This window comes from Streptomyces mangrovisoli, from assembly GCF_000974985.2.
GTDB lineage: Bacteria > Actinomycetota > Actinomycetes > Streptomycetales > Streptomycetaceae > Streptomyces > Streptomyces mangrovisoli.
On sequence record NZ_LAVA02000019.1, the window covers coordinates 149,402 to 174,825 of the forward strand.

At 72.5% G+C, this 25,424-nt stretch carries 22 protein-coding genes; 8 read left to right on the top strand and 14 right to left on the bottom strand.

Going from position 1 to position 25,424, the window contains the following annotated elements:
• Window positions 1–23: 23 nt before the first annotated feature.
• Complete coding sequence (locus tag WN71_RS10035) at window positions 24–242, bottom strand: hypothetical protein (protein ID WP_046584641.1); 219 nt, start codon at window positions 240–242, stop codon at window positions 24–26.
• Window positions 243–305: 63 nt separating this feature from the next.
• Window positions 306–875 (bottom strand): CGNR zinc finger domain-containing protein, encoded by a 570-nt coding sequence (locus WN71_RS10040; protein ID WP_046584618.1) that lies wholly within the window; start codon window positions 873–875, stop codon window positions 306–308.
• A gap of 231 nt (window positions 876–1,106) precedes the next feature.
• Here WN71_RS10040 and WN71_RS10045 point away from each other — a divergent pair, with 231 nt between their 5' ends.
• From WN71_RS10045 to WN71_RS10070, 6 genes are all read left to right on the top strand, one after another.
• Window positions 1,107–3,290 carry an ATP-binding protein gene (locus tag WN71_RS10045; RefSeq protein ID WP_046584617.1) on the top strand — a complete coding sequence of 728 codons (2,184 nt, stop codon included), beginning with the start codon at window positions 1,107–1,109 and terminating at the stop codon, window positions 3,288–3,290.
• Between the two features lie 589 nt (window positions 3,291–3,879).
• A complete protein-coding gene (locus WN71_RS10050) occupies window positions 3,880–4,236 on the top strand; it encodes a carboxymuconolactone decarboxylase family protein (protein WP_046586122.1) in 357 nt (118 codons plus the stop codon).
• Window positions 4,237–4,484: 248 nt separating this feature from the next.
• On the top strand, window positions 4,485–5,441 hold the full coding sequence (locus tag WN71_RS10055) for a GlxA family transcriptional regulator (protein WP_046586124.1): 957 nt from the start codon (window positions 4,485–4,487) through the stop codon (window positions 5,439–5,441).
• A gap of 162 nt (window positions 5,442–5,603) precedes the next feature.
• Window positions 5,604–6,602 carry a type I glyceraldehyde-3-phosphate dehydrogenase gene (gene gap / locus WN71_RS10060; RefSeq protein ID WP_046586126.1) on the top strand — a complete coding sequence of 333 codons (999 nt, stop codon included), beginning with the start codon at window positions 5,604–5,606 and terminating at the stop codon, window positions 6,600–6,602.
• Window positions 6,603–6,833: 231 nt separating this feature from the next.
• On the top strand, window positions 6,834–7,145 hold the full coding sequence (locus tag WN71_RS10065; RefSeq protein WP_046586225.1) for a hypothetical protein: 312 nt from the start codon (window positions 6,834–6,836) through the stop codon (window positions 7,143–7,145).
• Window positions 7,146–7,258: 113 nt separating this feature from the next.
• A complete protein-coding gene (locus WN71_RS10070; RefSeq protein ID WP_046586128.1) occupies window positions 7,259–8,740 on the top strand; it encodes a glutamate-cysteine ligase family protein in 1,482 nt (493 codons plus the stop codon).
• A gap of 158 nt (window positions 8,741–8,898) precedes the next feature.
• Here the strand turns inward: WN71_RS10070 and WN71_RS10075 are convergent, their stop codons facing one another.
• From WN71_RS10075 to WN71_RS10095, 5 genes are all read right to left on the bottom strand, one after another.
• Window positions 8,899–10,440, bottom strand: a complete 1,542-nt coding sequence (locus WN71_RS10075; RefSeq protein ID WP_046586130.1) for an amidohydrolase — start codon at window positions 10,438–10,440, stop codon at window positions 8,899–8,901.
• A 198-nt stretch (window positions 10,441–10,638) separates the two neighbouring features.
• Window positions 10,639–11,391, bottom strand: a complete 753-nt coding sequence (locus WN71_RS10080; RefSeq protein ID WP_046586132.1) for a CbtA family protein — start codon at window positions 11,389–11,391, stop codon at window positions 10,639–10,641.
• 22 nt (window positions 11,392–11,413) lie between these two features.
• The gene (locus tag WN71_RS10085) at window positions 11,414–11,635 is read right to left on the bottom strand and encodes a CbtB domain-containing protein (RefSeq protein ID WP_046586134.1); all 222 of its coding nucleotides are present in this window, start codon (window positions 11,633–11,635) and stop codon (window positions 11,414–11,416) included.
• A gap of 470 nt (window positions 11,636–12,105) precedes the next feature.
• Window positions 12,106–12,825, bottom strand: a complete 720-nt coding sequence (locus tag WN71_RS10090) for an FAD binding domain-containing protein (RefSeq protein ID WP_046586135.1) — start codon at window positions 12,823–12,825, stop codon at window positions 12,106–12,108.
• A gap of 242 nt (window positions 12,826–13,067) precedes the next feature.
• On the bottom strand, window positions 13,068–14,873 hold the full coding sequence (locus tag WN71_RS10095; RefSeq protein WP_046586137.1) for an FAD-binding dehydrogenase: 1,806 nt from the start codon (window positions 14,871–14,873) through the stop codon (window positions 13,068–13,070).
• A 209-nt stretch (window positions 14,874–15,082) separates the two neighbouring features.
• Here WN71_RS10095 and WN71_RS10100 point away from each other — a divergent pair, with 209 nt between their 5' ends.
• Window positions 15,083–15,721, top strand: a complete 639-nt coding sequence (locus WN71_RS10100) for a flavin reductase family protein (protein WP_046586139.1) — start codon at window positions 15,083–15,085, stop codon at window positions 15,719–15,721.
• 24 nt (window positions 15,722–15,745) lie between these two features.
• Here WN71_RS10100 and WN71_RS10105 read toward each other — a convergent pair whose 3' ends face one another.
• Window positions 15,746–16,486 carry a LamG domain-containing protein gene (locus WN71_RS10105; RefSeq protein WP_046586142.1) on the bottom strand — a complete coding sequence of 247 codons (741 nt, stop codon included), beginning with the start codon at window positions 16,484–16,486 and terminating at the stop codon, window positions 15,746–15,748.
• A gap of 206 nt (window positions 16,487–16,692) precedes the next feature.
• On the opposite strand from WN71_RS10105, the gene WN71_RS10110 reads away from it, so the two are divergent.
• Window positions 16,693–17,697 carry an endonuclease/exonuclease/phosphatase family protein gene (locus WN71_RS10110; protein WP_046586144.1) on the top strand — a complete coding sequence of 335 codons (1,005 nt, stop codon included), beginning with the start codon at window positions 16,693–16,695 and terminating at the stop codon, window positions 17,695–17,697.
• A 32-nt stretch (window positions 17,698–17,729) separates the two neighbouring features.
• Here the strand turns inward: WN71_RS10110 and WN71_RS10115 are convergent, their stop codons facing one another.
• From WN71_RS10115 to WN71_RS10140, 6 genes are all read right to left on the bottom strand, one after another.
• Complete coding sequence (locus WN71_RS10115) at window positions 17,730–18,521, bottom strand: SAM-dependent methyltransferase (protein WP_046586146.1); 792 nt, start codon at window positions 18,519–18,521, stop codon at window positions 17,730–17,732.
• 273 nt (window positions 18,522–18,794) lie between these two features.
• On the bottom strand, window positions 18,795–19,094 hold the full coding sequence (locus tag WN71_RS10120) for a hypothetical protein (RefSeq protein WP_046586227.1): 300 nt from the start codon (window positions 19,092–19,094) through the stop codon (window positions 18,795–18,797).
• 152 nt (window positions 19,095–19,246) lie between these two features.
• The gene (locus tag WN71_RS10125; RefSeq protein ID WP_046586229.1) at window positions 19,247–20,317 is read right to left on the bottom strand and encodes an FAD-dependent oxidoreductase; all 1,071 of its coding nucleotides are present in this window, start codon (window positions 20,315–20,317) and stop codon (window positions 19,247–19,249) included.
• A gap of 153 nt (window positions 20,318–20,470) precedes the next feature.
• Window positions 20,471–21,784, bottom strand: a complete 1,314-nt coding sequence (locus WN71_RS10130; protein ID WP_079177770.1) for an amidase domain-containing protein — start codon at window positions 21,782–21,784, stop codon at window positions 20,471–20,473.
• Window positions 21,785–22,026: 242 nt separating this feature from the next.
• Window positions 22,027–23,274: a serine hydrolase domain-containing protein gene (locus WN71_RS10135; RefSeq protein ID WP_046586148.1), complete on the bottom strand. Its 1,248-nt coding sequence runs from the start codon at window positions 23,272–23,274 to the stop codon at window positions 22,027–22,029.
• A 197-nt stretch (window positions 23,275–23,471) separates the two neighbouring features.
• A complete protein-coding gene (locus WN71_RS10140; protein WP_079177771.1) occupies window positions 23,472–25,331 on the bottom strand; it encodes an ABC transporter ATP-binding protein in 1,860 nt (619 codons plus the stop codon).
• Between the last annotated feature and the right edge of the window lie 93 nt (window positions 25,332–25,424).

Sequence of the window (25,424 nt, forward strand, 5' to 3'; positions counted from 1 at the left end):
GGAGGCTCGGGGCTCCGCCGTCCTCAGAGCGCGTACCGCACGAGCCACTCGTCCGGGTTGTAGGTGTCACGGGCCGGGTCGGGTGCCGTGGCCGGCCGTTCCTCGACGGTGTCCGCGAGGCGGACCGGCTCGGGCAGCCGGGAGAAGCGGGCGCGACGCCGGGCGTCGAAGTCCGTCTCTCGTGCCTTCGTCGGCGTCTCGGACTGCGTCTTCGTCTTCGGCTGCGTCTCTTCGTGTGCCATCCGGCCCTCCCACGACGTCACCACTTCGACCGGTGACGATCCTGGCAGCATCCGCGTCACCGGTCAAGACGGTGACGCGGGGGACGGGTCACCATCTCGCTTCCGGGCCCGATAGGCGGCCGCCTTGAGCCGGTTGCCGCACGACTCCATGCCGCACCACTGGCGCCGCGTCCCGCGCGAGCGGTCGATGAAGACGCGGGTGCACTCGGGGTTGGCGCACTCCTTCATCAGAGGCACGTCGGGGCCGCTGAGCAGCTCGACCGCCTGGCGGGCCACCGCCGCGAGCGCCTCCCGCGGGGTCGCGTCGGTCCACCGCCCGGCGGCGGTGAGCTGGGGTGCCGCGGACGGCCTGCGGGCCGCCGCGTTCACGGTCGCCAGGGCGCCGCGGTCGTACGGCTCGGCCGCGAGCCGCTCGGACACCAAGGCGTACACGGCTTCCCGGAGCGCCTTCGCCTCCGTCACGTCGGAGGCGCCGCACGGCGTGACCGCGTCGACGACCCCCGAGCCGAGATACCAGGCGTCGAGCCGGTCCGGCGACACGAACATCTCGAACCGCAGGGTGCGGCGGGCCCGGAGGGTGGCGGCGAGGTCGAGGGCCGGGTTGCCGCACAGAAAGACATGGTCCAGATTCACGTCACCATTCTGACGGGTGACGTTTCCCGCAACAAGACGACCGGCGCCGCGGCCCTGACGGCGTCGGCCCGCCCCGGCCGCGACAGCCATGGGACTCCGGCGGCCACGCCTGCCTCGCGCAGACCGGAACTCCGCTCGCACGCAACGAATGTGACAATGTGTCACGTCCACATCGGACGCGGGCTGTCAAATCGGAGCACATGACCGGGGGGACCGCGCAAGACTGCTTCCGTGCGAAGCAACCTGCCAGAAGTCCCGGCCGGGTTCGTCGGCCGGCCGACGGAGCTCGGTCATCTCGCCGACGCGCTACGGCTGCACCGGCTGGTGACCCTGACGGGACCGGGCGGCGTCGGCAAGAGCCGCCTCGCGCTGCAGGCGGCGGGCGAGCTGCGGGCCAGGGGCGGGGGCGGGGGCGGGACGCCTGCGGCGGGCGGCGCGGACCACGGCCGGGAGCGGGACGGCGCGGGCCACGGCCGGGAGCCGGGCGGTGCGGATTCGACCGGCGCGGCGGACGGCGCGGAATCGCTCGGTGCGGCGGACGGCCCGGGTCGGCGGCGGGACGTGGTCGTGACCTGGGTCGATCTGTGGCCGTTGCCCGACGACCGGCTGCTGATCGCCACCGTCGCCGACGCGCTCGACTTCGCGGACCACACCGCCGCCGACCCGCTGGACGCCCTCGCCGTCTGGCTCGCGGACAAGGACGTGCTGATCGTCCTGGACTCGTGCGAACACCTGGTCCCCGCGTGCCGGGTGCTCGTCGACCGGCTGCTGGACGCCTGCCCCGGCGTGACGGTCCTGGCGACCAGCCGCGAACCGCTGGGCCTGTCCGACGAGCACCGCGTCGCCGTGGAGCCGCTGTCCACGGGGGGCGAGGCCGTGCAGCTGCTCGGACGGCTGGCCGCCGAGGCGGGGCGGCCGCTGACCGGCACCCCGGACATGATCGTCGCCTCCCGGCTGTGCCACCGGCTCGAAGGCATCCCGCTGGCCGTCGAGTTGATCGCGGGCCATCTGCACGAGCACACCATCGACGAGATGGACCGCCAGCTCGCCTCCCGGCTGGACCTCGCGGCGGCCGGCCCGCGCCCGGGACCCCCGCGCCACCAGGCGCTGCGGACCACCATCGGCTGGAGCCACGAGCTGTGCGGTCCGGCCGAACGGCTGCTCTGGGCGCGGATGTCGGTGTTCCGCGGCCCCGTCGACACGTACACCCTGCACGCGGTGTGCCCGAGCGGACCGCTGCGGCCCGACGACGTCCCCTCCGCCCTCCATCGCCTCGAACGCCAGTCGGTCATCACCCAACGCACCGGCCTGTACCGCATGTTGGACACCGTCCGCGACTACGGCCGGATGTGGCTGCGCGAACTCGGCGAGGAGGGGCCGTGCGCCGACCGGCACGCCGCCTACTACCTCGACATGGCCCGGCGCGCCGACACCGGCTGGCTCGGCCCCGACCAGATCCGCTGGTACCGGTGGCTGGGCACGGTGCACGCGGACCTGTGCGCGGCCCTGGACCATCTGCTGGACACCCGGCCCCACGAAGCCGTCGAACTCAGCGGGCGGCTCGCCTTCTTCTGGAGCTGCTGCGGCCATCTCCAGGAAGCCGCCCACTACTTGGAGGAGTCCCTCGCCCTCTCCGGCGAACCGGGACCGGCCCGCGGCAGGGCGATGTGGGCGCTGGGCGTCGTACGCGTCCTGCGCGGTGAGGCCGTACAGGCCAAGGTGCTCGCGGACGCCTGCCGGCGCGACGCCGAACTGCGCGAGGACACCGACGGCCTGCTGCGCGCCGCCTATCTCACCGGCCTCGCCCATCTGCTCGACGGGAAGCCCGTCGCGGCCACCGACGCCGTCGACCTGGCCCTCAAGAACGCCGGGGGTCTGCTCGCGTTCAGTGCCGCGCCGGTGCTGTGCCGACTGGTACGGATCTTCGCCCTCACCGCGCGGGGCGAGTGGGGGCCTGCGCGGCAGGAGGCCGAGGCGCTCCGCGAGAACTGCGCGGCGCGCGGGGAGTGGTGGACACGGTCGTACACCGACTACCAGCTCGCGCTGATCGCGCTGCTGGAGGACCGCGCCGACCGGGCGACGGCCCACGCGCTGTCCATGCTGGAGGGCAAGCGCCGGATCGGCGACACCTTCGGGCTGGCCCTCGGCCTCGACGTCCTCGCCTTCTCGCTGGTCGCGGACGGGGTGGGCGAGCGCGGGGTCGCGGCCTTCGCCGCCGGAGAGTCGTACTGGGGCGCGGTCGGCCATCCGCAGCGCGGGACACCGGAACTCGCCCCGCTGCGCGACCGCTACCAGAACGAGGCCCGCGCGCTCGTCGGCGCCGACCACTACGACGAGCTCTCCGTACGGGCACGGTTCCGCGGGCCCGAGGCGGTCCTGGCGGAACTGCTGGGCCCGGTGCCACCGGGGCAGTGAGGCACCGGGCACGACCGGCACGGGCGGTGAGGCACCCGGCGGGACGGGCTGGGACGGTGAGCCACCGGGCCGGACGGGCCGGAGCGGGGAGCCACCCGGCCGGACCGGCCGAGACGGGGAGCCACCCGGCCGGACCGGCCGAGACGGGGAGCCACCCGGCCGGACCGGCCGAGACGGGGAGCCAGTGGGCCCGACGGGCTCGGGCGGTGAGGCACCCCGCCGGACGGGCTGGGACGGTGAGCCACCCGGCCGGACGGGCCGAGGCGGGGAGCCAATGGGCCGGACGGGCTCGGGCCGTGAGGGACCGGGTGGGTGGGCGGTCCCGGCAGCCCCGTCCCGGACCCTCTGTCCCTGCCGTCTCCACCGCCGGTTCGGCTCGGCCCCGGTGACGCCACCCGGACGCCTGATCCGTCATCAGCGCCCCGTGCGGCGCCGCTTCGCCCCGCCCGGTCTCGCCGAGCGGCCTCGGGGCGCCGACCCTACGCTTGTGCGTGCACAGCGTCGGCACGCACGGAGCAGGGTCGCGTCTGCACCGCCGAGCCTCGCGTCCGACTCCGGCTGCATCTGCCGCTTCCAAGGAGGCCGCGCCATGTCCACTGTTTCCGACACCCCCGTGCTCGACACCATCGCCGCGATGACCCTCGACTCCGTCGAGCGGTGCGGCATGGACCCCAAGACGCTCATCCTCACGCGCATCGCCGCGCTCGTGGCGATGGACGCCCCGCCCATCTCCTACCTCGCGCACGTGGACCCCGCGATCAAGGCGGAGCTCGACGTGGAGCAGTTGCAGGACGTCCTCGTGGCGATCGCCCCGGTCGTCGGGACGGCCCGCGTGATGTCGGCGGCCGGGCACATCGCGAAGGCGTTCGGCCTGGCGATCGCCCTGGCCGAGAGCGAGGCGGAGGCCCTCGCCAAGGCCGAGGCCGAGAGCCGCGGCAAGAGCTGAGCCGACGCCCAGGGGCGGGGTCCGTGCGCGCACACGCGGGTGCACGAACCCCGCCCCTTCGGCGTGGGCGCCGTTCACCCCGAGCCCGTGCTTCGGCTCGGGCGCCATACACCCTGACCTCGTGCTTCGGCGCAGGCGCCGTACACCTTCACTCAGCCCCTCGGCTCGGGCGCCGTACACCCTGACCTCGTGCTTCGGCGCGGGCGCCCTACCCCCTCGACCCCGCTCCCGCCCCGTACCCTGTCCCCGTGCCCGCGCCCCACCTGCACCCTGTCGCCGTCCTCGTGCTCGAAGGCGCCAAGCCGCTCGACGTCGGCATCCCCGCGCAGGTCTTCACGACCCGCGCGAGCATGCCGTACGAGGTCCGGGTGTGCGGTGCGGCCCCCGGCCTGGTGACCGGCGGCGACGGGCTGTCGTACCACGTCGCCCACGGGCTGGACACGCTCGCCTGGGCCGAGATCGTGTTCATCCCGGGTTACCGGTTCCCGGACCGCGAGGACCCGCCGCCGGCCGTCGTCGAGGCACTGCTCGCCGCCCATGAGCGCGGGGCACGTCTCGCCGCCATCTCCACCGGTGCCTTCGCGCTGGCCGCCACCGGTCTCCTCGACGGCCGGCGCGCCACCACGCACTGGCACTACACGCGCGCCCTCGCGGCGAAGCATCCGCTGGTCAAGGTCGACGAGAACGTGCTGTTCGTCGACGAGGGCAGCGTGCTCACCTCCGCGGGCGCCGCCTCCGGCATCGACCTGTGCCTGCACATCCTGCGCGGCGACCTCGGCGTGGCCGCCTCCAACCACGCGGCCCGGCGCCTGGTCGCCGCGCCGTACCGCAGCGGCGGCCAGGCGCAGTACGTGCCCCGCAGCGTGCCCGAGGCGCTCGGCGAGCGGTTCGCCGCGACCCGGGAGTGGGCGCTGCACCGGCTCGACGAGCCGCTCACCCTCGACGCGCTCGCCCACCACGCCGCCGTCTCCCCGCGCACGCTGTCGCGGCGCTTCGTCGAGGACACCGGCTACACGCCCATGCAGTGGGTGATGCGGGCCCGGATCGACCTCGCCCGGGAGCTGCTAGAACGGTCGGAGCGCGGCATCGAGCAGATCGCGAACGACGTCGGCCTCGGCACCGGCGCCAACCTGCGCCTGCACTTCCAGCGCATCCTCGGGACCACACCGAGCGAGTACCGGCGGACCTTCGCGAAGGGCGAGTGACGCCCACGGAGACCCCCGACCACCGGCGAGTGACGCCCACGGACACACACCAAGGGCCCTCCCGGCACCCTGGCGGGATCCTTTCGAACCATGGCGCTCGCGCCTGTGCCACACCCTGGCGCGGCGCGCGAGGCTGGAGGCACACCGAAGGGACTGCCTCACATGACTCGCATCGCCATCAACGGATTCGGCCGCATCGGACGCAACGTGCTGCGTGCTCTGCTGGAGCGCGACACCGACCTCGAGATCGTCGCCGTCAACGACCTCACGGAGCCCGCCGCGCTGGCGCGGCTGCTCGCCTTCGACACGACCGCCGGACGGCTCGGCCGCCCGGTGAGCGTGGACGGCGACACCCTCGTGGTCGACGGCCGACGGATCAAGGTGCTCGCCGAGCGCGAGCCGGCGCAGCTGCCGTGGGCGGAGCTCGGCGTGGAGATCGTGCTGGAGGCGACCGGCCGCTTCACCTCGGCCAAGGCCGCCCGCGCCCACCTCGACGCGGGCGCGAAGAAGGTCCTGGTCGGCGCGCCGTCGGACGGTGCCGACGTCACTCTGGCGTACGGCGTCAACACCGACGCCTACGACGCCGAACTCCACACGATCGTCTCGAACGCGTCCTGCACGACGAACGCCCTCGCGCCGCTGGCCGCCGTCCTCGACGAACTCGCCGAGATCGAGCACGGGTTCATGACCACCGTGCACGCGTACACCCAGGAGCAGAACCTCCAGGACGGCCCGCACCGCGACCCGCGCCGCGCCCGCGCCGCCGGTGTCAACATCGTGCCGACCACGACCGGCGCCGCGAAGGCGATCGGCCTGGTGCTGCCCCGCCTCGACGGCAAGCTCTCCGGCGACTCCATCCGCGTGCCCGTGCCGGTCGGCTCGATCGTGGAGCTGAACACGACCGTCGCCCGCGAGGTGACCCGCGACGAGATCCTCGCCGCCTACCGGGCCGCCGCCGAGGGCCCGCTCGCCGGAATCCTGGAGTACTCCGAGGACGCCCTGGTGTCGTCCGACATCACGGGCAACCCGGCCTCCTCGATCTTCGACTCCGAGCTGACCCGCGTCGACGGCCGCCACGTCAAGGTCGTCGCCTGGTACGACAACGAGTGGGGCTTCTCCAACCGCGTCATCGACACGCTTCAGCTGCTCGCCGCAGGCTGACCGGCCCTGTCGCGCACGACGGTGCCGCCGCCTCTCGGGGCGGCGGCACCGTCGTATGGTCGTCCGCGGCCCGAGGGGGCCTTCTCGCGCTTCCCCGCGCCCCTTTCGGGGCACGTCCACCCGGGCCCCTCAGGGGCGCGGGGAACTATCCCGTTGTGAGGGTCCTGAGCAGCCCCGTAGGGTCCCCACATGTCTCTGCGTGATCAGCTGCGGCTGGCCCTGACCCCCGCCATGCGTGCCCGCGACCGGGCCACGGTGAGCGTGTTGCGCGCGACCCTCGCAGCCCTCGACAACGCGGAGGCGGTCCCCGTCGCCGGGACCGCCGCGCGCGGCCTCGCCCTGGAGCAGTCGCCGGTGGGCGCCGGTGCCACCGAGGCGCCGCGGCGCGAGCTGAGCGAGGCCGAGATGACGGAGATCGTACGGGCCGAGGCCGCCGAACGGATCGCGGTCGCGGACCGGTTGACCGCGCCCGCGCACGCCGATCGGGCCGCCGGGCTGCGCGCGGAGGCGGCCGTGCTGCTGCGCCTGCTGGACGGCCGCTGAGCGCGGCACCACGCACACCCTCCCCCGGGCCCCCTGCCTCTCGCGTGGTCGTCTCCCCGCGATGGTGCGACGCTGAGAGGGCAGGTGACCCAGCAGGAACCCCGGGAGGGCCCATGGGACGGGACGTCCCGGCCACGGTCTTCACCCGTGAGGACCGCCGCCGGTACCGGGTCAAGATCCACGAATGTCTCGACACGCTGGCGGAGATGCTGCGCGAGGAACGGTTCGAGGCGGAGCAGCCGAAGGTCGGACTCGAGATCGAGCTGAACCTGGTCGACGACGCCGCCGAACCCGCGATGCGCAACTGCGACGTGCTGGCGGCGATCGCGGACCCCGCGTGGTCGACCGAGCTCGGCCGGTTCAATCTGGAGATCAACATCCCGCCGCGCGGACGGCTGACCACGGGGGGACCGGACGCCTGGGAGAACGAGATCCGTGACGCGCTGAACCACGCCGAGGAACGCGCGCGGACCGTCGGCGCCCATCTGATCATGATCGGGATCCTGCCCACGCTGCGCCAGTCCGACGTCGGCGAGGCCGCGCTGTCGGAGAACCCCCGCTATCAGCTGCTGAACGACCAGATCTTCGCGGCGCGCGGCGAGGACCTGTACATCGAGGTCGACGGCGCGGACCGGCTGCGGACGTACGCGGACACGATCACGCCGGAGGCGGCCTGCACCAGCACCCAGTTCCATCTCCAGGTCTCGCCCGAGGAGTTCGCCGACTACTGGAACGCGGCCCAGGCGATCGCCGGTGTCCAGGTGGCGCTGGCCGCCAACTCGCCCTTCCTCTTCGGCAAGGAGCTCTGGCACGAGACGCGCATCCCGCTGTTCGAGCAGGCGACCGACACCCGCCCGAAGGAGATCAAGGAGCAGGGCGTACGGCCCCGGGTGTGGTTCGGCGAGCGCTGGATCAACAGCGTCTTCGACCTGTTCGAGGAGAACCTGCGCTACTTCCCCGCGCTGCTCCCGCTCTGCGACGACCAGGACCCCGCGGAGACGCTGGACCGCGGAGACATCCCCGAACTCGCCGAACTGACCCTGCACAACGGCACGGTCTACCGCTGGAACCGCCCGGTCTACGCCGTCGCGCACGACAAGCCGCACCTCCGGGTGGAGAACCGGGTGCTGCCCGCCGGTCCGACCGTCGCCGACACCCTCGCCAACGGCGCCTTCTACTACGGCCTCACCCGCGCCCTCGTCGAGGAGGACCGGCCGGTGTGGTCGCGCATGTCGTTCTCCGTCGCGGAGGACAACCTGCACAGCGCGGCCCGGCACGGCATCGACGCGCGGCTGTACTGGCCCGGCATGGGCGAGGTGCCGGTGCCCGAACTCGTGCTGCGCCGGCTGCTGCCGCTCGCCCACGAGGGGCTGCGGCGCTCCGGGATGGACGACGCCTGGCGGGAGCCGCTGCTCGGCGTCATCGAGCAGCGCTGCGTCACCGCGCGCAACGGGGCTGTCTGGCAACGGGAGATGGCCGAGCACATCGAGGCGTCGTCGTCGGGCGGCCGGCACGAGGCGCTGCGCCGCATGACCCGGCAGTACATGGACTACATGCATCTCAACGCGCCCGCGCACACCTGGCCCGTCGAGTGACCGGCCGCGTGTCGCGGCCCGAAGGCACCCGCGCCGCACACCCGTCGGACCGTCCTCGACAGGGCCCCGTGCGGCCGTCCTCGGCACGACCCGTGCCGCCCCGTCCTCAGTACGGCCCTTGCAGCCCCGTCGTCAGTACTGCTCGTGCAGCCCCGTCCTCAGTACGGCCCGTGCGTCCACCGTCCGTCCGTCATCGTCGCGTGCACCGGCATCGCGCGCAGGCCGGACGCGTCCGCCGCCAGCGGGTCGGCGTCGACGAGCACCAGGTCGGCCGGGTCGCCCACCCGGACGAGCCGCCGCCCCCGGGCCGCGGCGACCAGCGCGTCCCGTACGGACAGGCGCTGTTCGGGGTGCCAGGCGGGGCGTTCGTCGTCGGTACGGCTCACCGCGGACGCGATGGCGCGCCACGGGTCGAGCGGTGCCACGGGCGCGTCCGAGCCGAACTCCAGGCGCGCGCCCGCCGCCAGCAGGTCGGCGTAGGCGAAGGCCCGCCCGGTGCGGCCGGCCCAGTGCCGGTCCGCCACGTCACGGTCGTCGGTGGCGTGGCGCGGCTGCACCCCCGCGATGACGCCCAACTCGGCGAAACGGGGCAGGTCTTCGGGGCTCAGCAGCTGGGCGTGCTCGATCCGGCCGCGGCAGCGCACGGCCTCGAAGGCGTCCAGGGCAAGGGTGTTGGCGCGGTCGCCGATGGCGTGCACCGCGGGTTCGATGCCGTGCGCGGCGGCGCGCCGCATCAGGCGCACCAGATCTCCTGGTGACGTCTCTCCGATGCCGTGGGAGTGGTCCGTGCCCTCCAGGCCCGGGTAGGGGTCTTGGCACAGGGCGGTCCGGGTGTTGAGGGAGCCGTCGGTGAACAGCTTCAACGGGCCGACCCGGACCGCTCCCCCGCTCCCGCCGATGTCGCTGCCCGTGCGCAGCCCGCGCGCCAGGGCGGCGTCGAGGTGGCTCGGGTAGACGGCGGCCGCGACCCGCACGGCCGGCCGGGACCGGACGGCGCGCCGCTCCCAGTCCCCCACCGTGTCGCCGAACTGGAAGTCGATCACGCCGGTCACGCCGCGCGCCGCGGCGGCCCGGCAGGCGTCCGCCACCCTGGCGTCCACCACGTCGTCCGGCGGGGCGGGCAGGGCGGCGAGCGCGGCGTGGGCCTCGTGCTCCCGCAGCAGGCCGGTGGGGTGGTCACCGCGTCCGACGAGCGCCAGGCAGGCGGAGTTGAACCACACGGCGTGCAGATCGCCGCTGACGAGGGCCACCGGCCGGTCCGGCAGGATCGCGTCGAGCAGGCCCTTGTGGGGCGCGTCGGGCCACAGCCCGTCCCGGAAGCCGTAGCCGAACAGCACGCTGTCGCCGGGGACTTGGCGGCCGTGCCGCTGTACGAGGTCGGCTGTCCGGCGGGCGGAGGCGAGGCCGGCCAGGTCGAGCCGGTGCCGGGCGTTCGCCCAGTCGGCGAGGTGCACATGGGCGTCCCAGAGACCCGGGAGCAGCACCCGTCCGTCGAGATCGAGGACCCGCTCACCCCTGGCCCCGAGGTCTCGGGCGTCGCCGTCGCGCGCCGGGAGCACGTGGGTGATCGTGCCGTCCGCGACCCGCACCGCGGCGAGCGGTCCGCCGGCGCCGAACCGTACCCCGGTGAGGGTCAGCGGGGCCGGCCGGTCGTCGTCGCGCACCGCGGTCACGCTCGCGGGGGATGCGCACTCCGTCATGAAGCCTCCGTCTCCGGCCGAGCCGGGTCGGGCCGGCTTCTCGGGGCACGGCACGCGCGCCACCATCTCGGGAAGTCAGTCTTACCTTACTTCGCCTGGTCGCCGCGGTGGCGGACGGACGGGAGGCCGGGGAGGGCGGACCCTCCCCGGCCTCCCGGGGTCGTCGCGCGGGCGCCGGTCTCCGTCGGCGCGCGCCTGTCAGTGCGCGGCCGGAACCGCCCGCGCGCCGCCGGCCGTGACCGGCTTGGGGTTGAGCAGCCGTTCCGCCAACTCACCGAAGAGCAGGCCGAATCCGCCCCACAGCGACGCCTGGATGGCGAGCGCGGAGAGCCGGAACCGCCACAGCAGGGTCGCCGGGAACGTCTTCGGCACCTCGTTGATCGCGGGCAGGAACGCGTAGGCCAGGCCGACCGCGACCCCGAAGGCGGCGAGGGCGATCACGGTCGCCCACCAGGTGCCCAGGTTCGGTGCGAGCCGCTTGCCGAGCAGCGTGGCGGCGATCGCGAGGAGGACGCTGAGGAGCATCATCAGGAAGTACAGGGTGGTCCGCTTGCCGATGGTGTCGGGGTTGCCGACCGACGGCGGATTGGCCGGGTACTTCAGGAACGGCACGAGGTAGACGGCGACCAGGGCGCACCCGGACAGGAGCAGCGCCGTGGCGCGCGGGGTGAAGCGGCCCACGCGGCCGAGCGCGAAGGCGTAGGCGAGGGCGGCGATGCCGCCGAACGCGACGCCGTAGACGAGGACGCCGGTGGCGAGTCCCGCGGTGGACTGGAGCGAGCGCGAGACGACCTCCATCTCGTGCTCGTGGGAGTGCGCCTCCTCGAAGCTGATCGCTTGGTCGACATTGGGTTCGCCGAGAAGATAGGCGACGACGAGGGCGAGCGCGCCGGCCGCGAGGCCGGCGAGCATCCCCCGTACGAGAAGGTTCCGTACGGTTGCGGAGTTCATGGGTGTGCGGAGTCCCCTCGCGTCAGTGGCAGGGGAAACCGAGCAGGTGACGCGCGTCGTGCACCCATTCGTGGACGCCCGTGCCGTTGAACACGGAGGTGGCGCCCTGTTCGGCGCCGACGAAGTACAGCAGGACGAGCATCAGGATGCCGAAGAAGACCGCCCAGGGCGCGATCGCCTTCAGCGGCAGCTTGGCGGGCAGGGCAGGGGTGGTGGCTGTCGGCTGGGCGACGGTCTGCGCCATGGCAGAACCTCCTTGGGGAATTCGCGTCCCATCTCGGTGGTGCAGTGGACGACGGCCACGGGTCTGACTTGCGAGCGCTTCCAGGGCCCTCGCACACAGTGGCGCGACCGTGCCGGGTTCTCACCGGCTTCCGTCTCGCCGTCGTCGATATCGGACAGACCGTACCGCGTGCCGAGTGCCCTGGCCAAGACCGCGTCCGCCCGGGGTGATCTTCCTCTCGGTGGCGATCACCCCGGGCGGGGCCGTCCGGGCGGGCGGGTCCGCAGCGCTGACCCCGGGCGGGTCGGTCGCGCCGACTCGCCCCACTCATCGGCTCGTTGGACACCGACGGCCTACCGGCCACCCCGCGCGGTCAGGTCGTCGGCGTGCTCGCGGTCAGGCCGTCGGCCTGCTTGCAGCCGGTCTCGCCCGCCTGCTCGCGGCCGGTATCGCCGACCTGCCGCCGGCCGGTCCGGCCGACCTCGGCACGGTCAACTCGCCGACCGGCTCGCGTTCAGCTCGTCGAGCTGTGCGCGTACGGTGTGCCAGGCCTCGGGCGGCGCATCCCCGAGGTCCGTGGCGCGCAGCGCCCCCAGGGCGTCCTCGGCACCGTCGCCGTACGGCACGACACCGCTGAGGACGTCGTAGCCGTCGCGGACGGCGATCCGCAAGGTGTCGCCGCCGTGCTCCGCGTGTACGGCCGCGGCGACCACCAGGGGCGGTGGTCCGCCCGCCTCGGCGGGGAGTTTGCGGTAGGCGCAGGCGACCGGCGTGCGCCAGCTCAGGGCGAGCAGGACGGGCCGCTTGGCGACGATCTCGGCCAGGTCCGTCTCCCGGACGCCCTCGGGTTCCAGCACCGTGGCCCGCGCGTCGAGGACGAGCGCCGCGGGCAGCAGGCAGCGCAGGGTGCTGCCGACGATGTTGCCGCCGACCGTCGCGGCCCGTCGTACGGCCCCGGTGCCGACGCCGCCGGCCGCCAGCCGCAGCACGTCCGGGACCCGGCCGTCGATCCGGTGGAGCACCACGGCGCCGCCGACCCTCTCCGGCTCCAGGAGGTTGGCCTCCGGCAACTTGCTCAGTGACATGGCCAGTTCGGGGAACCCGTCCCGTTGCCAGGTGGCCCAGACGAGGGTGGCGCCGCCGATCGGCACGGCCCCCTCCGCGAGACACTCCTGCGCTTCCTGCACGGACGTGGGCAGACGCAACAGCACAGCGACTTACCTGCCTTTCTCGAGCTCGGGCGGCGACGGTGGGTGATGCTCAGGCCGCCGCCGACAAGGCAGTTTCCCCAGCCGGACGGGGGCGCACACAGGGCTCATCCGAGCACGCCGGTACGCCCCCGTCGAAGAGGCCGCCGCGGCGCGGGCGCGTCAGGTCGCCTGCGCCGCGGACGTCTGTGAGCGCTGTCCGACCTTGCCTGACAGCACATCAAGTGGGTTCTACAGCAGGCATTTCAGGTTGCGGTGGCCGCCGCGGCGGCGCGGCCGGCCTGGCGTCCGGAGTAGAGGCAGCCGCCGAGGAAGGTGCCTTCCAGCGAGCGGTAGCCGTGCACCCCGCCGCCGCCGAAGCCCGCCACCTCGCCGGCCGCGTAGAGGCCCGGCACCGGGGAGCCGCTCCGGTCGAGGACACGTCCGGACAGGTCGGTCTGGAGGCCGCCGAGGGTCTTGCGGGTCAGGATGTTCAGGCGCACGGCGATCAGCGGCCCGGCACTCGAGTCGAGGATCTTGTGGAGGGACGCCGTGCGGCTGAGCGAGTCGCCGATGTAGCCGAGCGCGTTGCGGATGCCCATCACCTGGACGTCCTTGGTGTACGGGTTGTCGATCTCCCGGTCCCTGGCCTCGATCTGCCGCCTCAGGTCGGCGAGGCCGATCAGGTTGTCGCCGGTGAGCTTGTTCATGCCGGCCACAAGGTCGTCGAGGGTGGTCGCGACGACGAAGTCGGCGCCCTTCTCCTTGAACTTCTCGATGGGCTCCGGGGTCTGCCAGATGCGCGACAGCAGTTGCAGGACGTCCTTGTTGGTCAGGTCCGGGTTCTGCTCCGAGCCGGAGAGCGCGAACTCCTTGGCCAGGATCTTCTGCGTGGTGACGAACCAGGAGTAGTCGTGGCCCGACGCGGTGATGGAACCGAGGGTGTGCAGGGTGTCGTAGCCCGGGATGTCGGGGCTGTCGAAGCGACGGCCGGTGGCGTCGAACCACATCGAGGACGGACCGGGCAGGATGCGGATGCCGTGGTTCGGCCAGATCGGGGCGTAGTTGCGCAACCCCTCGGTGTAGTGCCACATCCGGTCGGGATTGACGATACGGCCGCCCGCCTGCTCGGTGATGGCGAGCATCCGCCCGTCCACATGGGCCGGGACGCCGGTGACCATGAACTTCGGCGCGGCGCCCAGTCGGGCGGGCCAGTTCTGCCGTACGAGATCGTGGTTGGCGCCGATGCCGCCCGAGGTCACCACCACGACCGGGGCCCGCAGTTCGAAGTCGCCGACGACCGTGCGGGAGCTGGCGGTGCCGCGCGCGGCGCCGGACGGCTCAAGGACCGCGCCGCGCACACCCGTCACCACACCCGCGGTGGTGACCAACTCATCGACGCGATGGCGGAACTTGAAGGTCACCTTGCCGGCCGACACCGCCGCACGGACCTTCTTCTCGAAGGGCTCGACGACGGCCGGGCCGGTGCCCCAGGTGACATGGAAGCGGGGCACGGAGTTGCCGTGGCCGGTCGCGAGGCCGCCGCCGCGCTCGGCCCAGCCCACCACGGGGAACCACTGCACGCCGAGCCCGGACAGCCAGCTGCGCTTCTCGCCCGCGGCGAAGTCCACATACGCCTGGGCCCACTTGTACGCCCAGTAGTCCTGTCCCGCCGGGTCGTCCACACCGCGGTCGAAGCCGGCCGCGCCGATCCAGTCCTGCCAGGCGAGGTCGTGGGAGTCCTTGACGCCCATCAGGCGCTGCTCGTCGGAGTCGACGAAGAACAGCCCGCCGAAGGACCAGTAGGCCTGGCCGCCCAGGCTCGCCTCCGGTTCCTGGTCGAGCAGCAGCACCTTGCGCCCCGCGGCGGCGAGTTCGGCGGTCGCGACGAGGCCCGCGAGGCCGTGCCCGACGACGATGGCGTCCGCGTCCTGCGACTCGGCGGCGAACGCCCCGGCCTGCCCGAGCGCCACACCGGCCAGCGCGCCACCGGCCACGGTCAGCACCTGACGGCGCGATAATGACGAGTCCGCGTCAACCGAAGCGGGGACGACCGGTCTGGGAATCTCCATGGGGATGCCTTCCGAACGGATGCGGGCGGTGCGGGAGACATGACAGTGACCGCCGAACACGGCTGCGGCTGCCGTTGATGACGGCAACTACCGAGGCGGCAGGGTGTTACCGACGGTAGCCCAACCGGCCCGCGCTGACCAGACCGCGGGAACGGCACGAGTAGTCGGCTGCGCGATGTCGGCCGGGTCGCTGCGGGATACTGATCGACATGCGCGTCGATCATTCACCCGAGTCCATGGACCCGGGATCGTTCTACCGTCTGCTCACATCCGTGATCGTGCCCCGGCCGATCGCCTGGGTGTCCACCCTGAGCGCGGACGGCCGAACGGCGAACCTGGCCCCCCACTCGTTCTTCACCGTCGCCAGCACCGATCCGCCGATCGTGCAGTTCACCTCCGTCGGGCGCAAGGACTCGCTGCGCAACGTGGAGGCCACGCGCGAGTTCGTGGTGAACTTCGCGCCCGAGCCGCTGCTGGAACAGATCAACGCGACCGCGACCGACTTCCCGCGCAGCGAGGGCGAGTTCGACGCGGTGGGCGTCGAGCGGGAGCCGTCCTCGCGGGTCGCGCCGCCACGGGTCGCCGCCTCGCCGGTGGCCCTGGAGTGCACCCTCCACGCGACGCTGGGACTGGGCGACTCCACGGTGGTGTTCGGGCGTGTCGTGCACGCTGTGGTCTCCGCGGACGTGCTGGCCGACGGCCGACCCGACATCCGGCTGCTGCGCCCCTTGTCGCGGCTCGGCGGCAACGAATGGGGCACGATCGGCCAGGTGCACGACCTGGCGCGGATCCGCTACCGGGACCTGCCCGCCGGTCAGGGGCCGGACGACGGCGACAGGCGGGGCTGACCCGCAGCGCACTACGGGACCGGTCTAGTGTCCGTACCCGCCGCCTCCCGCTCCCGGGCGCCGGACCACCAGGTCGCGCACCTCGTACGACATCTTCGACGTCGACGCCGCCGGGGCGGGGTGGTAACGGCCCGCGGACACCGACAGGTTGACGATGAGATGGGCGTGCCAGCGGTGCCCCACGCCCACCCCGTCGACGTACGCGAGCACGTCGTTGACCCACCAGGTGACCGAGCGGGCGCCGAACGTGATGCGCAGGTCCATCCAGGCGCCGGGGCGGATCGACTCGTCGCTGTAGTAACTGCCCGCGCCGTGCACATGGTTGGTGAGTTCCAGCAGGTCCGGGTTGTCGGGGTGGTACTCGAAGACGTCCACCTCCTGGCCGCCGTCCCGCCAGGTCCAGATGGCCGGCCAGGCCGCCTGCGCGGTCGGCAGTCTGACGCGTGCCCGCAGTTCGTCGTCCGCACGGACGACGAACCCCTCCGGGCTGCCCTCCGTGGTCAACAGGCCCGTGTTCCAGAACCCGTCGGGGCGGCGGGTGGCACGGAACACTCCGGTACGGCTGTACGACGCGTCCGGCACCAGGTGGTCGAGTTTGTCGTCGTCGGGGTTGGTCGGTCCGCCGTCGGGATAGGCCCAGGACCGGCCGGCGACCCACTGCGTGGGCGAGGCGAAGTCGGCCGTGAAGACGATGTCCGGGTCCTGGGGGTGGGGCGTGGGGGGCGTCGGCTGGGGCTGCCGCCCACCCGATGTGGGGTTGTGCATGAGCGATGTCTCTCCTGACGGGAGTCCGTCATGCGCGGGCGAGGCGCGCCGCGGGCGGAGCAACCCGTCCAGGTGAAGCGGGCGTCGCGGTGGGCCGAACGCCCGGGTGAGAGGCGAACGAGGTGGCGGAATCCCCGGTGATGGGGACGGCGTCCTGAGACCATCGGTCCCAAGCGTCACTTCAGGCACTCGAGGAGGCCGGTTCGATGCGGTGGGCGACCTTCAACATCCTGCACGGGCGGCGCCTCGACTCCCGGGGCCGGCCGGTGCCGGACGACGGCACCGACCCGCGGACCCCGCTCGCCGAAGCCGTCGCCGCGCTCGACGCCGACGTGCTGGCGCTCCAGGAGGTCGACCGCCTCCAGCCCCGGTCCGGTCGTGCCGACCAGGCCGCGGTCGCGGCGGCGGCGATGGGTGCCAAGGACTGGCGCTACGCCTCCGCGCTCCATGCCCGGGGGGTCACCGGGCTCGGCTGGGTCCCCGACTCCACGGTGCCCGGACTGCGGGTCTACGGCCCCGGGGACGACGCGGACGCCGCCACTCAAGTCCCCTCGCACGGGGTGGCGTTGCTGTCCCGGCTCGCGGTCCGGGAGTGGCGGGCGCTGCGACTGCCGCCCGCACCGGTCGGCTTCCCGCTGGCGATGGCCGGGCAGCGGGGCCTGTCCTGGGTGCGCGATCAGCCACGGGCCGCGCTGGCCGCCGTACTGGAGGGACCGCACGGGCCGTTCACCGCCGTGGCCCTGCATCTGTCGTTCGTACCGGGCTGGAACATACGGCAGTTGGTCGCCGTACGGCGCTGGGTGGCCGCACTGCCGCGGCCGCACGTCCTGCTGGGCGACTTCAATCTGGTCGGCACCGTTCCCGCGGCCGTGCTCAACTCGGCCGAGTTCAGGGCCCGTCGGGGCCGTTCCGACGGCGCGACCGGGCCGTCGGGGCGGCTTCGGTGGCGCGACGCGGGCCGCCCCGCCACCTTCCCGGCGCACCGGCCGCTCGTGCAGTTCGACCACATCCTGATCGCCGGAGCGGGGACCGGGTCAGGCGCGAGGTCGGACGGAGGGTCGGACGGAGGGTCGGGCGCAGGGTCGGGCACGAGGTCAGAGGCGGAAGCGGCCGCCGGGCGGCCGCTCGCCGTCCACGGTGTGCGGACTCCCGTGTCGGCCGTCTCCGACCATCGCGCGCTGGTGGCCGAGTGGGAGCCGGTCACACCCTGACCGCGCCCGTCCTCGGCCTCCGAGCCGCCGGACTACGTGCGGGCCACGCCGCCGTAGAAGCCGATCTCGTGCGAGCCTTCGGGCGGTGTGCCGTCGGGGCGCCAGAACGGGACCTGGGTCAGGCCGGGTTCGACCAGTTCGAAGCCGTCGAAGAACCGCAGGACCTCGGCCCGCGAGCGCAGGTTCATGCTCGCGGTGGCCTGCCGGTAGACGGCCTGCGCCTCGCTGCGTTCGGCCAAGTCGCCTGTGGCGTGGGACAGGACGAGGAAGCTGCCCGCGGGCAGCGCGTCGCGCAGAGTCGCCACGATCTGCTCGGGCTTGTCCGCTTCGGCGAGGAAGTGCACGACGGCCACGAGCAGCAGCGCCACCGGCCGGCCGAAGTCGATGACCTCGCGCACACTGGGGTCGGACAGGATCGACTGCGGGTCGCGCAGGTCGGCGAGGACGACGGTGTTCGCGCCCGAGCCCCCGAGCAGCGCGTTGCCGTGCGCGCTGACGATCGGGTCGTTGTCGATGTACGCCACGCGGACGTCGGGTGCCACCTCGGCCGCCGCCTCGTGCACGTTGGGCGAGGTGGGCAGGCCGGTGCCTATGTCGAGGATCTGTCGGACGCCCTCGCCCACCACGTATTTGACGGCACGCCGCAGGAAGGCGCGGTTGGCGCGCACGCTGACCCGCACCTCGGGCGCGGCGGCGGCGAGGGCGTCGCCCGCCTCCCGGTCGATGTCGTAGTTGTCCTTGCCACCGAGCAGGTAGTCGTAGATCCGCGCAGGGTGTGGCCTGCTGGTGTCGATCTCCTCGGCACGGAAGCCGTCCCGGCTCACGCTGCGCTCCTCTCGCCCGCCGCCACGGCAGCCTGTTCCCGTGATCGGCCGACGACAGCTTCGCACATCAACTTGTGTGCGACACAACGAAGTTCCGCGCCGCTGGGCGGACACCTCCGCAGGCCGCGGCGCCCGGCCGCCCCGGCGCGCCACCGCCCGCCGCGGCCACGGTCCGGACGACCGGGCGCACGGCAGGCGGAGGAGCCACGGTTCACCCCACGGGCAGCCGCCGTCCGGGTCAGGCCACGGCGGTGACGCCGGGCGCCGTCCGGGTCAGGCCGCGCCAGTGATGCCGGGGGCGATGAAACGCCGGTGCACCGGCGAGAAGGAGGTCTCGGGCTCGCCCGTGATCCCGGCCTTCTCGATGGCCGGGGCCAGCCGCTCCGCGAAGAACGCGCCGAACGCCTCCTCCGACTCCCACACGTCGACGACGTGGAGTCCGGCGTCGCCGAACCACGCCACGTGCATCTGGGCACCGGCCGGGGCGAGTTCCTCCCACCCGACGGCGTCGCGCACGGCGTCGTACTGCTCGGGCGTGACGCCCGCCCAGGCCATGGACAGCACTACGGCCATTTCCCACTCCTCGATCGATCGGGCCCGGTCGGCGGTCGCGACGGGCACCGGAATCGTCCCTCATGACCGGATCCGGGCGAAGAGCGCAAAGGGGTGATGGTTGTATGGAATCAACCCCTTCGCGCCGGAGTGGGACGCCGCGGTACCCGCCCCTACCGTCCCAACCGGAAGCGAGGCTCCGCCGTGGCGCGGCCGGTCGCCAGGTCGGCCGCCATCGCGCCGATCAGCGGGGCGAACTTGGCACCGTGCCCGGAACAGGGCGAGACCACGACCACCGAGCCGTGCCGGTCGAGCACGAAGTCCTCGTCGGCGGTGGTGGTGTAGAGGCACGTGGCCTCGCCGACCGGCTGCGGGTCGAGGCCGATCAGGCGGTCCGCGACGAACGCGCTCACCCGCTTGCGCGAGGCCGGGTCGACGACGCCGCTGCGGGTGCGGGCGGTGGTGGGGGTGCCCAGGGCGTGCTCGGCGACCTTCACCGCGGGCAGCGGGCCGCCGTCGGTCCCGGAGGGCAGGGCGTAGATCTCCCGGCTCCCGTCGTCCCAGATCAGCGTCGGCCAGACGGCGGACCGGTCCCGCTGCGGGAAGTGGAAGACCTGCTGCTGCGTCACCCGCAGCGGCGGCAGGTCGACGGGCAGGCCCAGCTCGGGCAGCCAGGCGCCGGCCGCCACGACGACGGCCTCCGCGACGATCTCCCGCCCGCTGTCCGTCCGGACCACCACCCCGCCCGGCCCCTGCGCGCCGCCGACCTCCTCCACGGCGACCACCCGGGTCCCCGTCAGCACCTCCGCGCCCAGTTCGACCGCCCGCTGCACGCAGGCGGCGACGGTCGCGTCGGCGTCGGCCACCCCCGCCTGCGGGTGGTAGAGCGCCGGGCCGGTGATCCGCACGTACGGCCAGCGCTCCCGGGCGGCCTCCGCGCCGAGCAGCTCGTGCGCCACCCCGGCCGCCGCCAGCAGCCCGGCGAGCCGCTCCGGGTCCCGCTTCTCCCCCAGATCGAGACCGCCCGTGGTGCGCAGCAGTTCGGCGCCGCTGTCGAGTTCGAGTTCCCGCCACTGTTCGAAGGCGAGACCGGTCAGCCGGATGTAGAACGGGTCGTCGTAGACGCGGCGGACGATGCGGGAGCTGCCGTGCGAGCTGCCCTGTCTGTGCCCGATGTCGTACGACTCGACGAGCGTGACCTCGTGGCCCCGGCGGGTGAGCTGCCAGGCGGTCGCAGCGCCCATGAGTCCGGCTCCGATGACCACGATCACGGTGTTCCTCCAGTGTCCGTCCGCCGCCCGTGAAGTGCGCACGGGCGCTCGCCCCCGATTTTACGATCCCAAAACGAACAGGAGCCGGCGCGGATGCGCCGGCTCCTGCCCGTGGTGCGAGTCCGCTCAGGTGCGGTACGCGTAGTACGCCGCGTTCGGGTACGACGCGATGATGCTCGCCAACGACCTGTTGTAGGTGTTGGTGGAGTGGTACGTCACGTACGGCACGCCCGACGAGCTGCGCGAAGTGACGATCATGGAGTGGTCCTTGGACCCGTCCTTGTTGAAGTCGATCTGGATGACGTCGCCGACGTCGGCCTGATAGACGTTCGCGAGGCTCGTGACGCGACCCGAGGAGAGGGCGAACCACGAGAACTCGTTGACACCCACGAACGAGTCGGACTGGATGTCCGCGGTGCCGAACCACTTGTGGAAGTCGTTCGTGTAACCCGGAACGTGCTTCCAGCCACCGGCCTTGAGGACCTGGCTGACGAAGTCGGTGCAGTCGCCGCCGTTCGCCTCGCCGCTGTAGTCCGGGTAGTCCGGGTTGTAGTTGTTCCAGTACTTCGCGGCGTACGCGACCATGGCGTTGTAGTCATAGCCGGACGCGGTGAAGTTCTTCGGGTTCGCGGCCGCCGGGTAGGTCGTCGCCGAACGCGTCGCCTCGGGCGGGTTGCCGTCGTCGGGCGTGGTCGTCGCCTTGGCCGAAGCGGTCGGCGTCGAGGAGGCCTTCGTGCTCGCGGAGGCGCTCGGCGTCGGGGACGCCTTCACCGTCGGCGACGCGGACGCCTTCGCCGTGGCCGTGGCCTTCGGCGTGGGCCTGCCGTGGGTCCGGCCGGTCTGCGGCGTGGCCACCTGGTTGACCGCCACGCTGTCGTCGACGTCGGCGATCTTGGTGAGCTGCCAGTTGCCGTTCCGGTCGGCCGTGAACGACAGCAGGTGGTGGGCCTGGAAGCCGGTGGTCTTCGGCTGGTTTCCCTTGACCTTCTCGTACGTCAGGGTCGTGGTCTCGGTGACCTCGACCAAGGCGTTGCGGCCGTGCACCTGCGTGGCGTCCAGCTTCACGGCCGTCTTGCCCGCGCTGTACTTCTCACCGAGCGACGCAAGAAGGGTCTTGCGGCTGTGCAGCTGGGACAGCGTCGTGTTCTGGTTGTGCGACAGCGTGGACGACACCTGGACGTCCCCGCCGAAACGCGACGAGAGCGACTTCTTCCCGCCGGCCTTCTTGTCCACCAGCGCGTCCGTCCGGTCCGTGAAGACCGCGTCGGCGAGTCGCTGGAAGGTCGCCTTGGTCTTGGCGTCCACCGTAGGGTCGTCGGCGATGCTCGCCGCCCCCGCACTCCAGTTGGGCAGCAGCGCCGCGCCGGCGACGACCGAGGCGGCGGCCGCCGTGATTATGGTGGTGCGACGCCCTTTGCGGCTCAGTTTTCTTGATTTCAATGACGTTCCCCTCTACGCCGGTACTCGATACCGGGAGCCGCATCTTCGCACGCTCTGTGCGGCTCATGTGAAGGGGGTTGCCGGAGCGAAACCTGGTGGGGCCGCGTACCGGGAATATCGCCACGCATCCCTCCCGCGCTCCTTCCGCGGGAGGGAAGTGACCTGTCCGGATGGGGGCGTTGGGCCCCATAAGGGCTACCGTCCACCGTCTGTCCGATCCGTCTGCGATCCGCGTCCGGGGCTCACCTGGCGGCCGGTTCCGCGGGCAGGTCGAAGACGTGGTTCGGGGAGATGATCGAGGTGATCGCCTTTCCGAACAGGGTGCTGGGCTCCTGGTTCTTGTAGTTGATGTCGGTGTTCAGCAGCACGACGAGCGTGGTCCTCGCCTGCGGCAGATAGACCGTCAGGGACTCGTACCCGGGCAGCGACCCGTTGTGGCCGATCCACCCCTGCACCTTGAAGATGCCGAGTCCGTACCCGGCGCCGGGGATCGAGGTCGGCGGGGTGATCAGCCGCTGCTTCTGCGTCGCGACGCTGATCATGCGCTTGCCGTCGGGCAGTTGCCCCGTGGCGACGGTCGGCGCCCAGGTCCGCATGTCCTGCAGCGTCGAGATCATCGCGCCGGCCGCCCAGCCCCAGGAGGGGTTCCAGTCCGCCGCGTCCTCGACCTTGCCGCTCGCGGTCTGGTCCGTGTAGCCCTGCGAGTGCGGCGTGGGGAACTCGGCGCCGGTGGGGAAGAGCGTGCTGCTCATCTCGGCCGGGTGCAGGATGTGGTCGCGAATGTAGTCGCCGAGCTTCTGCCCGCTCATCTTCTCCACGACCAGACCCAGCAGAATCAGGTTGGTGTTGCAGTAGTAGAACTTCGCGCCGGGCTGGAACAGCACGGGGTGCTTGAAGGCGTAGGCGAGAAGCTGCTGCGGGGTGAACGGGCGCTTGGGGTTCGACGTGAACGCCTTGTAGAAGCTCTCGTCCATCGAGTAGTTGAACAATCCGCTGCGCATTCCGGCCAGTTGACGGAGCGTTATCTTGCTGCCGTTCGGGACGCCGGAGACGTACTTGTCGATGGTGTCGTCCAGCGCGATCTTCTTCTGGTCGACGAGCTGGAGCATCGCGGTGACCGTGAAGGTCTTCGTCTCGCTGCCGATGCGCATGAAGAGGTCCGGGTTCATCGACCGGCCGGACTTCTTGTCGGCGACACCGAACGACTTCACGTACTGGCCGCTGTCCGCCCGCCAGATCCCGACGGTCACCCCGGGCACCTTCGCCTGGTGCATGACGCGCTGGATCGCGGTGTCGAGCTGCTGCTGCACGTCGGCGGTGAGGGGGCGTACCGCGGCCGACGGTGAGGGCGAGGGCGGGTTCGTGGCGTCGGCCGCCGAGGGGGCCGACGCGGGCAGCGCCGCCGCGCCGGCCGCGGCCGGAACGACCAGTGCGCCCACCGCCGTGAGGACGACGGCGCCCCTGCGCAGTCGGATGCTCTGCTGTGTCATGGGCTTGCTCCCGGATGAGGGAAAATGCGCCGCAGACCCCAGCCACACCGATAGGCAGCCGCGTGCGGCCCATCCCCCTCAGGATAGAAGGGACGCCGCGCCACCGCCTGTCGGCGCCGACGAGAACGCCGAGCCGGGCACGCTCGGGGCGTCCGGCGGGGAAGGGGCGGGCGCCGAGGACGCCCGCCCGTGTTCCGTCAGCGCAGGTCGGCCGGTGCCGGGGCGTCCGGTGCCGGGGTGTCCGGTGCCGGGGTGTCCGGTGCCGGGGTGTCGTCGAGGAAGCCCCCGGACTGGTGCTGCCACAGCCGCGCGTAGGTGCCGTCGGCGACCAGCAGTTCCTGGTGCGTGCCCTCCTCGACGATGCGTCCGCGGTCGAGGACGACAAGCCGGTCCATGCTCGCGACCGTGCTCAGCCGGTGCGCCACGACCAGGGCGGTCCGGCCCTCCATCAGCCGCCAGAGCGCTTCCTGCACCAGGAGTTCGCTCTCCGAGTCCAGCGCGCTGGTCGCCTCGTCGAGCAGCAGGATCGGCGCGTCCCGCAGGATGGCGCGGGCGAGCGCGACCCGCTGGCGCTGACCGCCGGACAGCTTGATCCCGCGCTCGCCCACCATGGTCGCGAAGCCGTCGGGAAGCGCGTCGGCGAACTCCGTGACGTGGGCCGCCTCGGCCGCGCGCCTGACCTCCGCGTCGGTGGCGTCGGGCCGGGCGAAGGCGATGTTGTCCCGCAGCGAGCGGTGGAACATGGCCGGGTCCTGCGGTACGTACGCCATCAGGCTGCGCAGGTCGGCCTGGCGCAGCCGCCCGATGTCCTGACCGCCGACGAGGATGCGGCCGCCGTCGATGTCGGTCATCCGCAGCAGCAGCCGGGTCAGCGTCGTCTTGCCGCCGCCGGACCGGCCCACGAGACCGATCTTCGTGCCGGCGGCCACCGTCAGATCGAGCCCGTCGAAGAGCCGCTGTGCGCCCGCGTGGGCGAAGCGCACCCGCTCGAAGCGGACGTCGGCGGCGGTGCGCGACAGCGGCTCCGGCGAGGGCGCGTCGAGCACGGTGGGGTGTTCCCGCAGGAGTTCGGTGAACTGGGCGGCCTCCGTCATCGAGCTCTCCAGCCGCCGGTAGATCTGGTTGAATTCGAACATGATCCGGGTGGCGTTGGTGTAGTAGGTGAAGGCGACCACGACCGCCTCGACACCGTGGCTGCCGCCGCCGAGGGCGATCGCGAGCAGCAGGCCCAGCGCGTTGGTGAGCACGGACAGCGGCGCGACGAGGGTGTCGATGCGCAGGTTGCCGTAGTCCCATGAGCGCAGGGTCAGCCGCCTCGACTCCGCGACGCGGCGCCGGTGTTCGGCGGCCTCGCGCTTCTCCGCGGCGAACGCGCGGACCGTGTCCATGTTCATGAGGCTGTCGGCGACATGGCCCGACACCCGGGCGATCGCCTCCTCGCGCTGGGCGACCAGGGCCTGGCGGCGGCGGATCAGCGGTGCCACGCACAGCGCGGTGAACGCGATCATCACCACCAGTCCCACGACGAGGAGCGGTTGGTAGCGCCAGAGCACCACGGACCCGAAGGCCAGCGGCACCAGGCTGCCCACGATCTGGAAGGCGACGGTGTCGACGAACTCCTCGAAACGGGTGGCGAAACTGAGCACCCGCTTCGTCAGCGAGCCGGCGAAGTTGTCGTGGAAGAAGGTGGCGTCCTTCGCGAACAGCTCGTCCATGCCGACGACATAGAGGTGTTCGATGCCGAGGGCGTCGAGGCGGTTGAGGCAGTGCAGGCCCGCGCGCCACACCGCCTCGGCGGCGAGCAGCACACCCGCGAAGCCCAGGATGTACGGCAGCGCCGAGCCGACGGTGATCCGGGAGTCGTCGGCGACGCGGCCGACGAGCTTCGCGACGACCAGCGGGGCGAGGTAGTTGATCCCTGTGTTGCCCACGGCCGGCAGCAGCAGGGCGGGCAGCGTCCAGCGCCGGAGCCGGGCCATCTCCCGTCCGTAGTGACGAAGTGCGAGCAGTACCGCGCCTCTGCGGGGTGCGGTCTCACGCGTGTCAGGCAATCCCATCCCAACCTTGAGTCGTGGTGGAGTGGCCGTCCCGTCCGTCACCCTCGGAAGCCGTCGTCGCACGGGCCGTCCGGAGTTCCGGTCGGGTGGACG

Excerpts from the sequence above, each read along its gene's own strand:
- WN71_RS10080 (WP_046586132.1), bottom strand. The coding sequence starts at position 11,391 with ATGAACTCCGCAACCGTACGGAACCTTCTCGTACGGGGGATGCTCGCC.
- WN71_RS10050 (WP_046586122.1), top strand. The coding sequence starts at position 3,880 with ATGTCCACTGTTTCCGACACCCCCGTGCTCGACACCATCGCCGCGATG.
- WN71_RS10065 (WP_046586225.1), top strand. The coding sequence starts at position 6,834 with ATGCGTGCCCGCGACCGGGCCACGGTGAGCGTGTTGCGCGCGACCCTC.
- WN71_RS10120 (WP_046586227.1), bottom strand. The coding sequence starts at position 19,094 with ATGGCCGTAGTGCTGTCCATGGCCTGGGCGGGCGTCACGCCCGAGCAG.
- gap (WP_046586126.1), top strand. The coding sequence starts at position 5,604 with ATGACTCGCATCGCCATCAACGGATTCGGCCGCATCGGACGCAACGTG.
- WN71_RS10100 (WP_046586139.1), top strand. The coding sequence starts at position 15,083 with ATGCGCGTCGATCATTCACCCGAGTCCATGGACCCGGGATCGTTCTAC.
- WN71_RS10095 (WP_046586137.1), bottom strand. The coding sequence starts at position 14,873 with ATGGAGATTCCCAGACCGGTCGTCCCCGCTTCGGTTGACGCGGACTCG.
- WN71_RS10105 (WP_046586142.1), bottom strand. The coding sequence starts at position 16,486 with ATGCACAACCCCACATCGGGTGGGCGGCAGCCCCAGCCGACGCCCCCC.
- WN71_RS10140 (WP_079177771.1), bottom strand. The coding sequence starts at position 25,331 with ATGGGATTGCCTGACACGCGTGAGACCGCACCCCGCAGAGGCGCGGTA.
- WN71_RS10110 (WP_046586144.1), top strand. The coding sequence starts at position 16,693 with ATGCGGTGGGCGACCTTCAACATCCTGCACGGGCGGCGCCTCGACTCC.
- WN71_RS10085 (WP_046586134.1), bottom strand. The coding sequence starts at position 11,635 with ATGGCGCAGACCGTCGCCCAGCCGACAGCCACCACCCCTGCCCTGCCC.
- WN71_RS10070 (WP_046586128.1), top strand. The coding sequence starts at position 7,259 with ATGGGACGGGACGTCCCGGCCACGGTCTTCACCCGTGAGGACCGCCGC.
- WN71_RS10125 (WP_046586229.1), bottom strand. The coding sequence starts at position 20,317 with ATGGGCGCTGCGACCGCCTGGCAGCTCACCCGCCGGGGCCACGAGGTC.
- WN71_RS10075 (WP_046586130.1), bottom strand. The coding sequence starts at position 10,440 with ATGACGGAGTGCGCATCCCCCGCGAGCGTGACCGCGGTGCGCGACGAC.
- WN71_RS10135 (WP_046586148.1), bottom strand. The coding sequence starts at position 23,274 with ATGACACAGCAGAGCATCCGACTGCGCAGGGGCGCCGTCGTCCTCACG.
- WN71_RS10035 (WP_046584641.1), bottom strand. The coding sequence starts at position 242 with ATGGCACACGAAGAGACGCAGCCGAAGACGAAGACGCAGTCCGAGACG.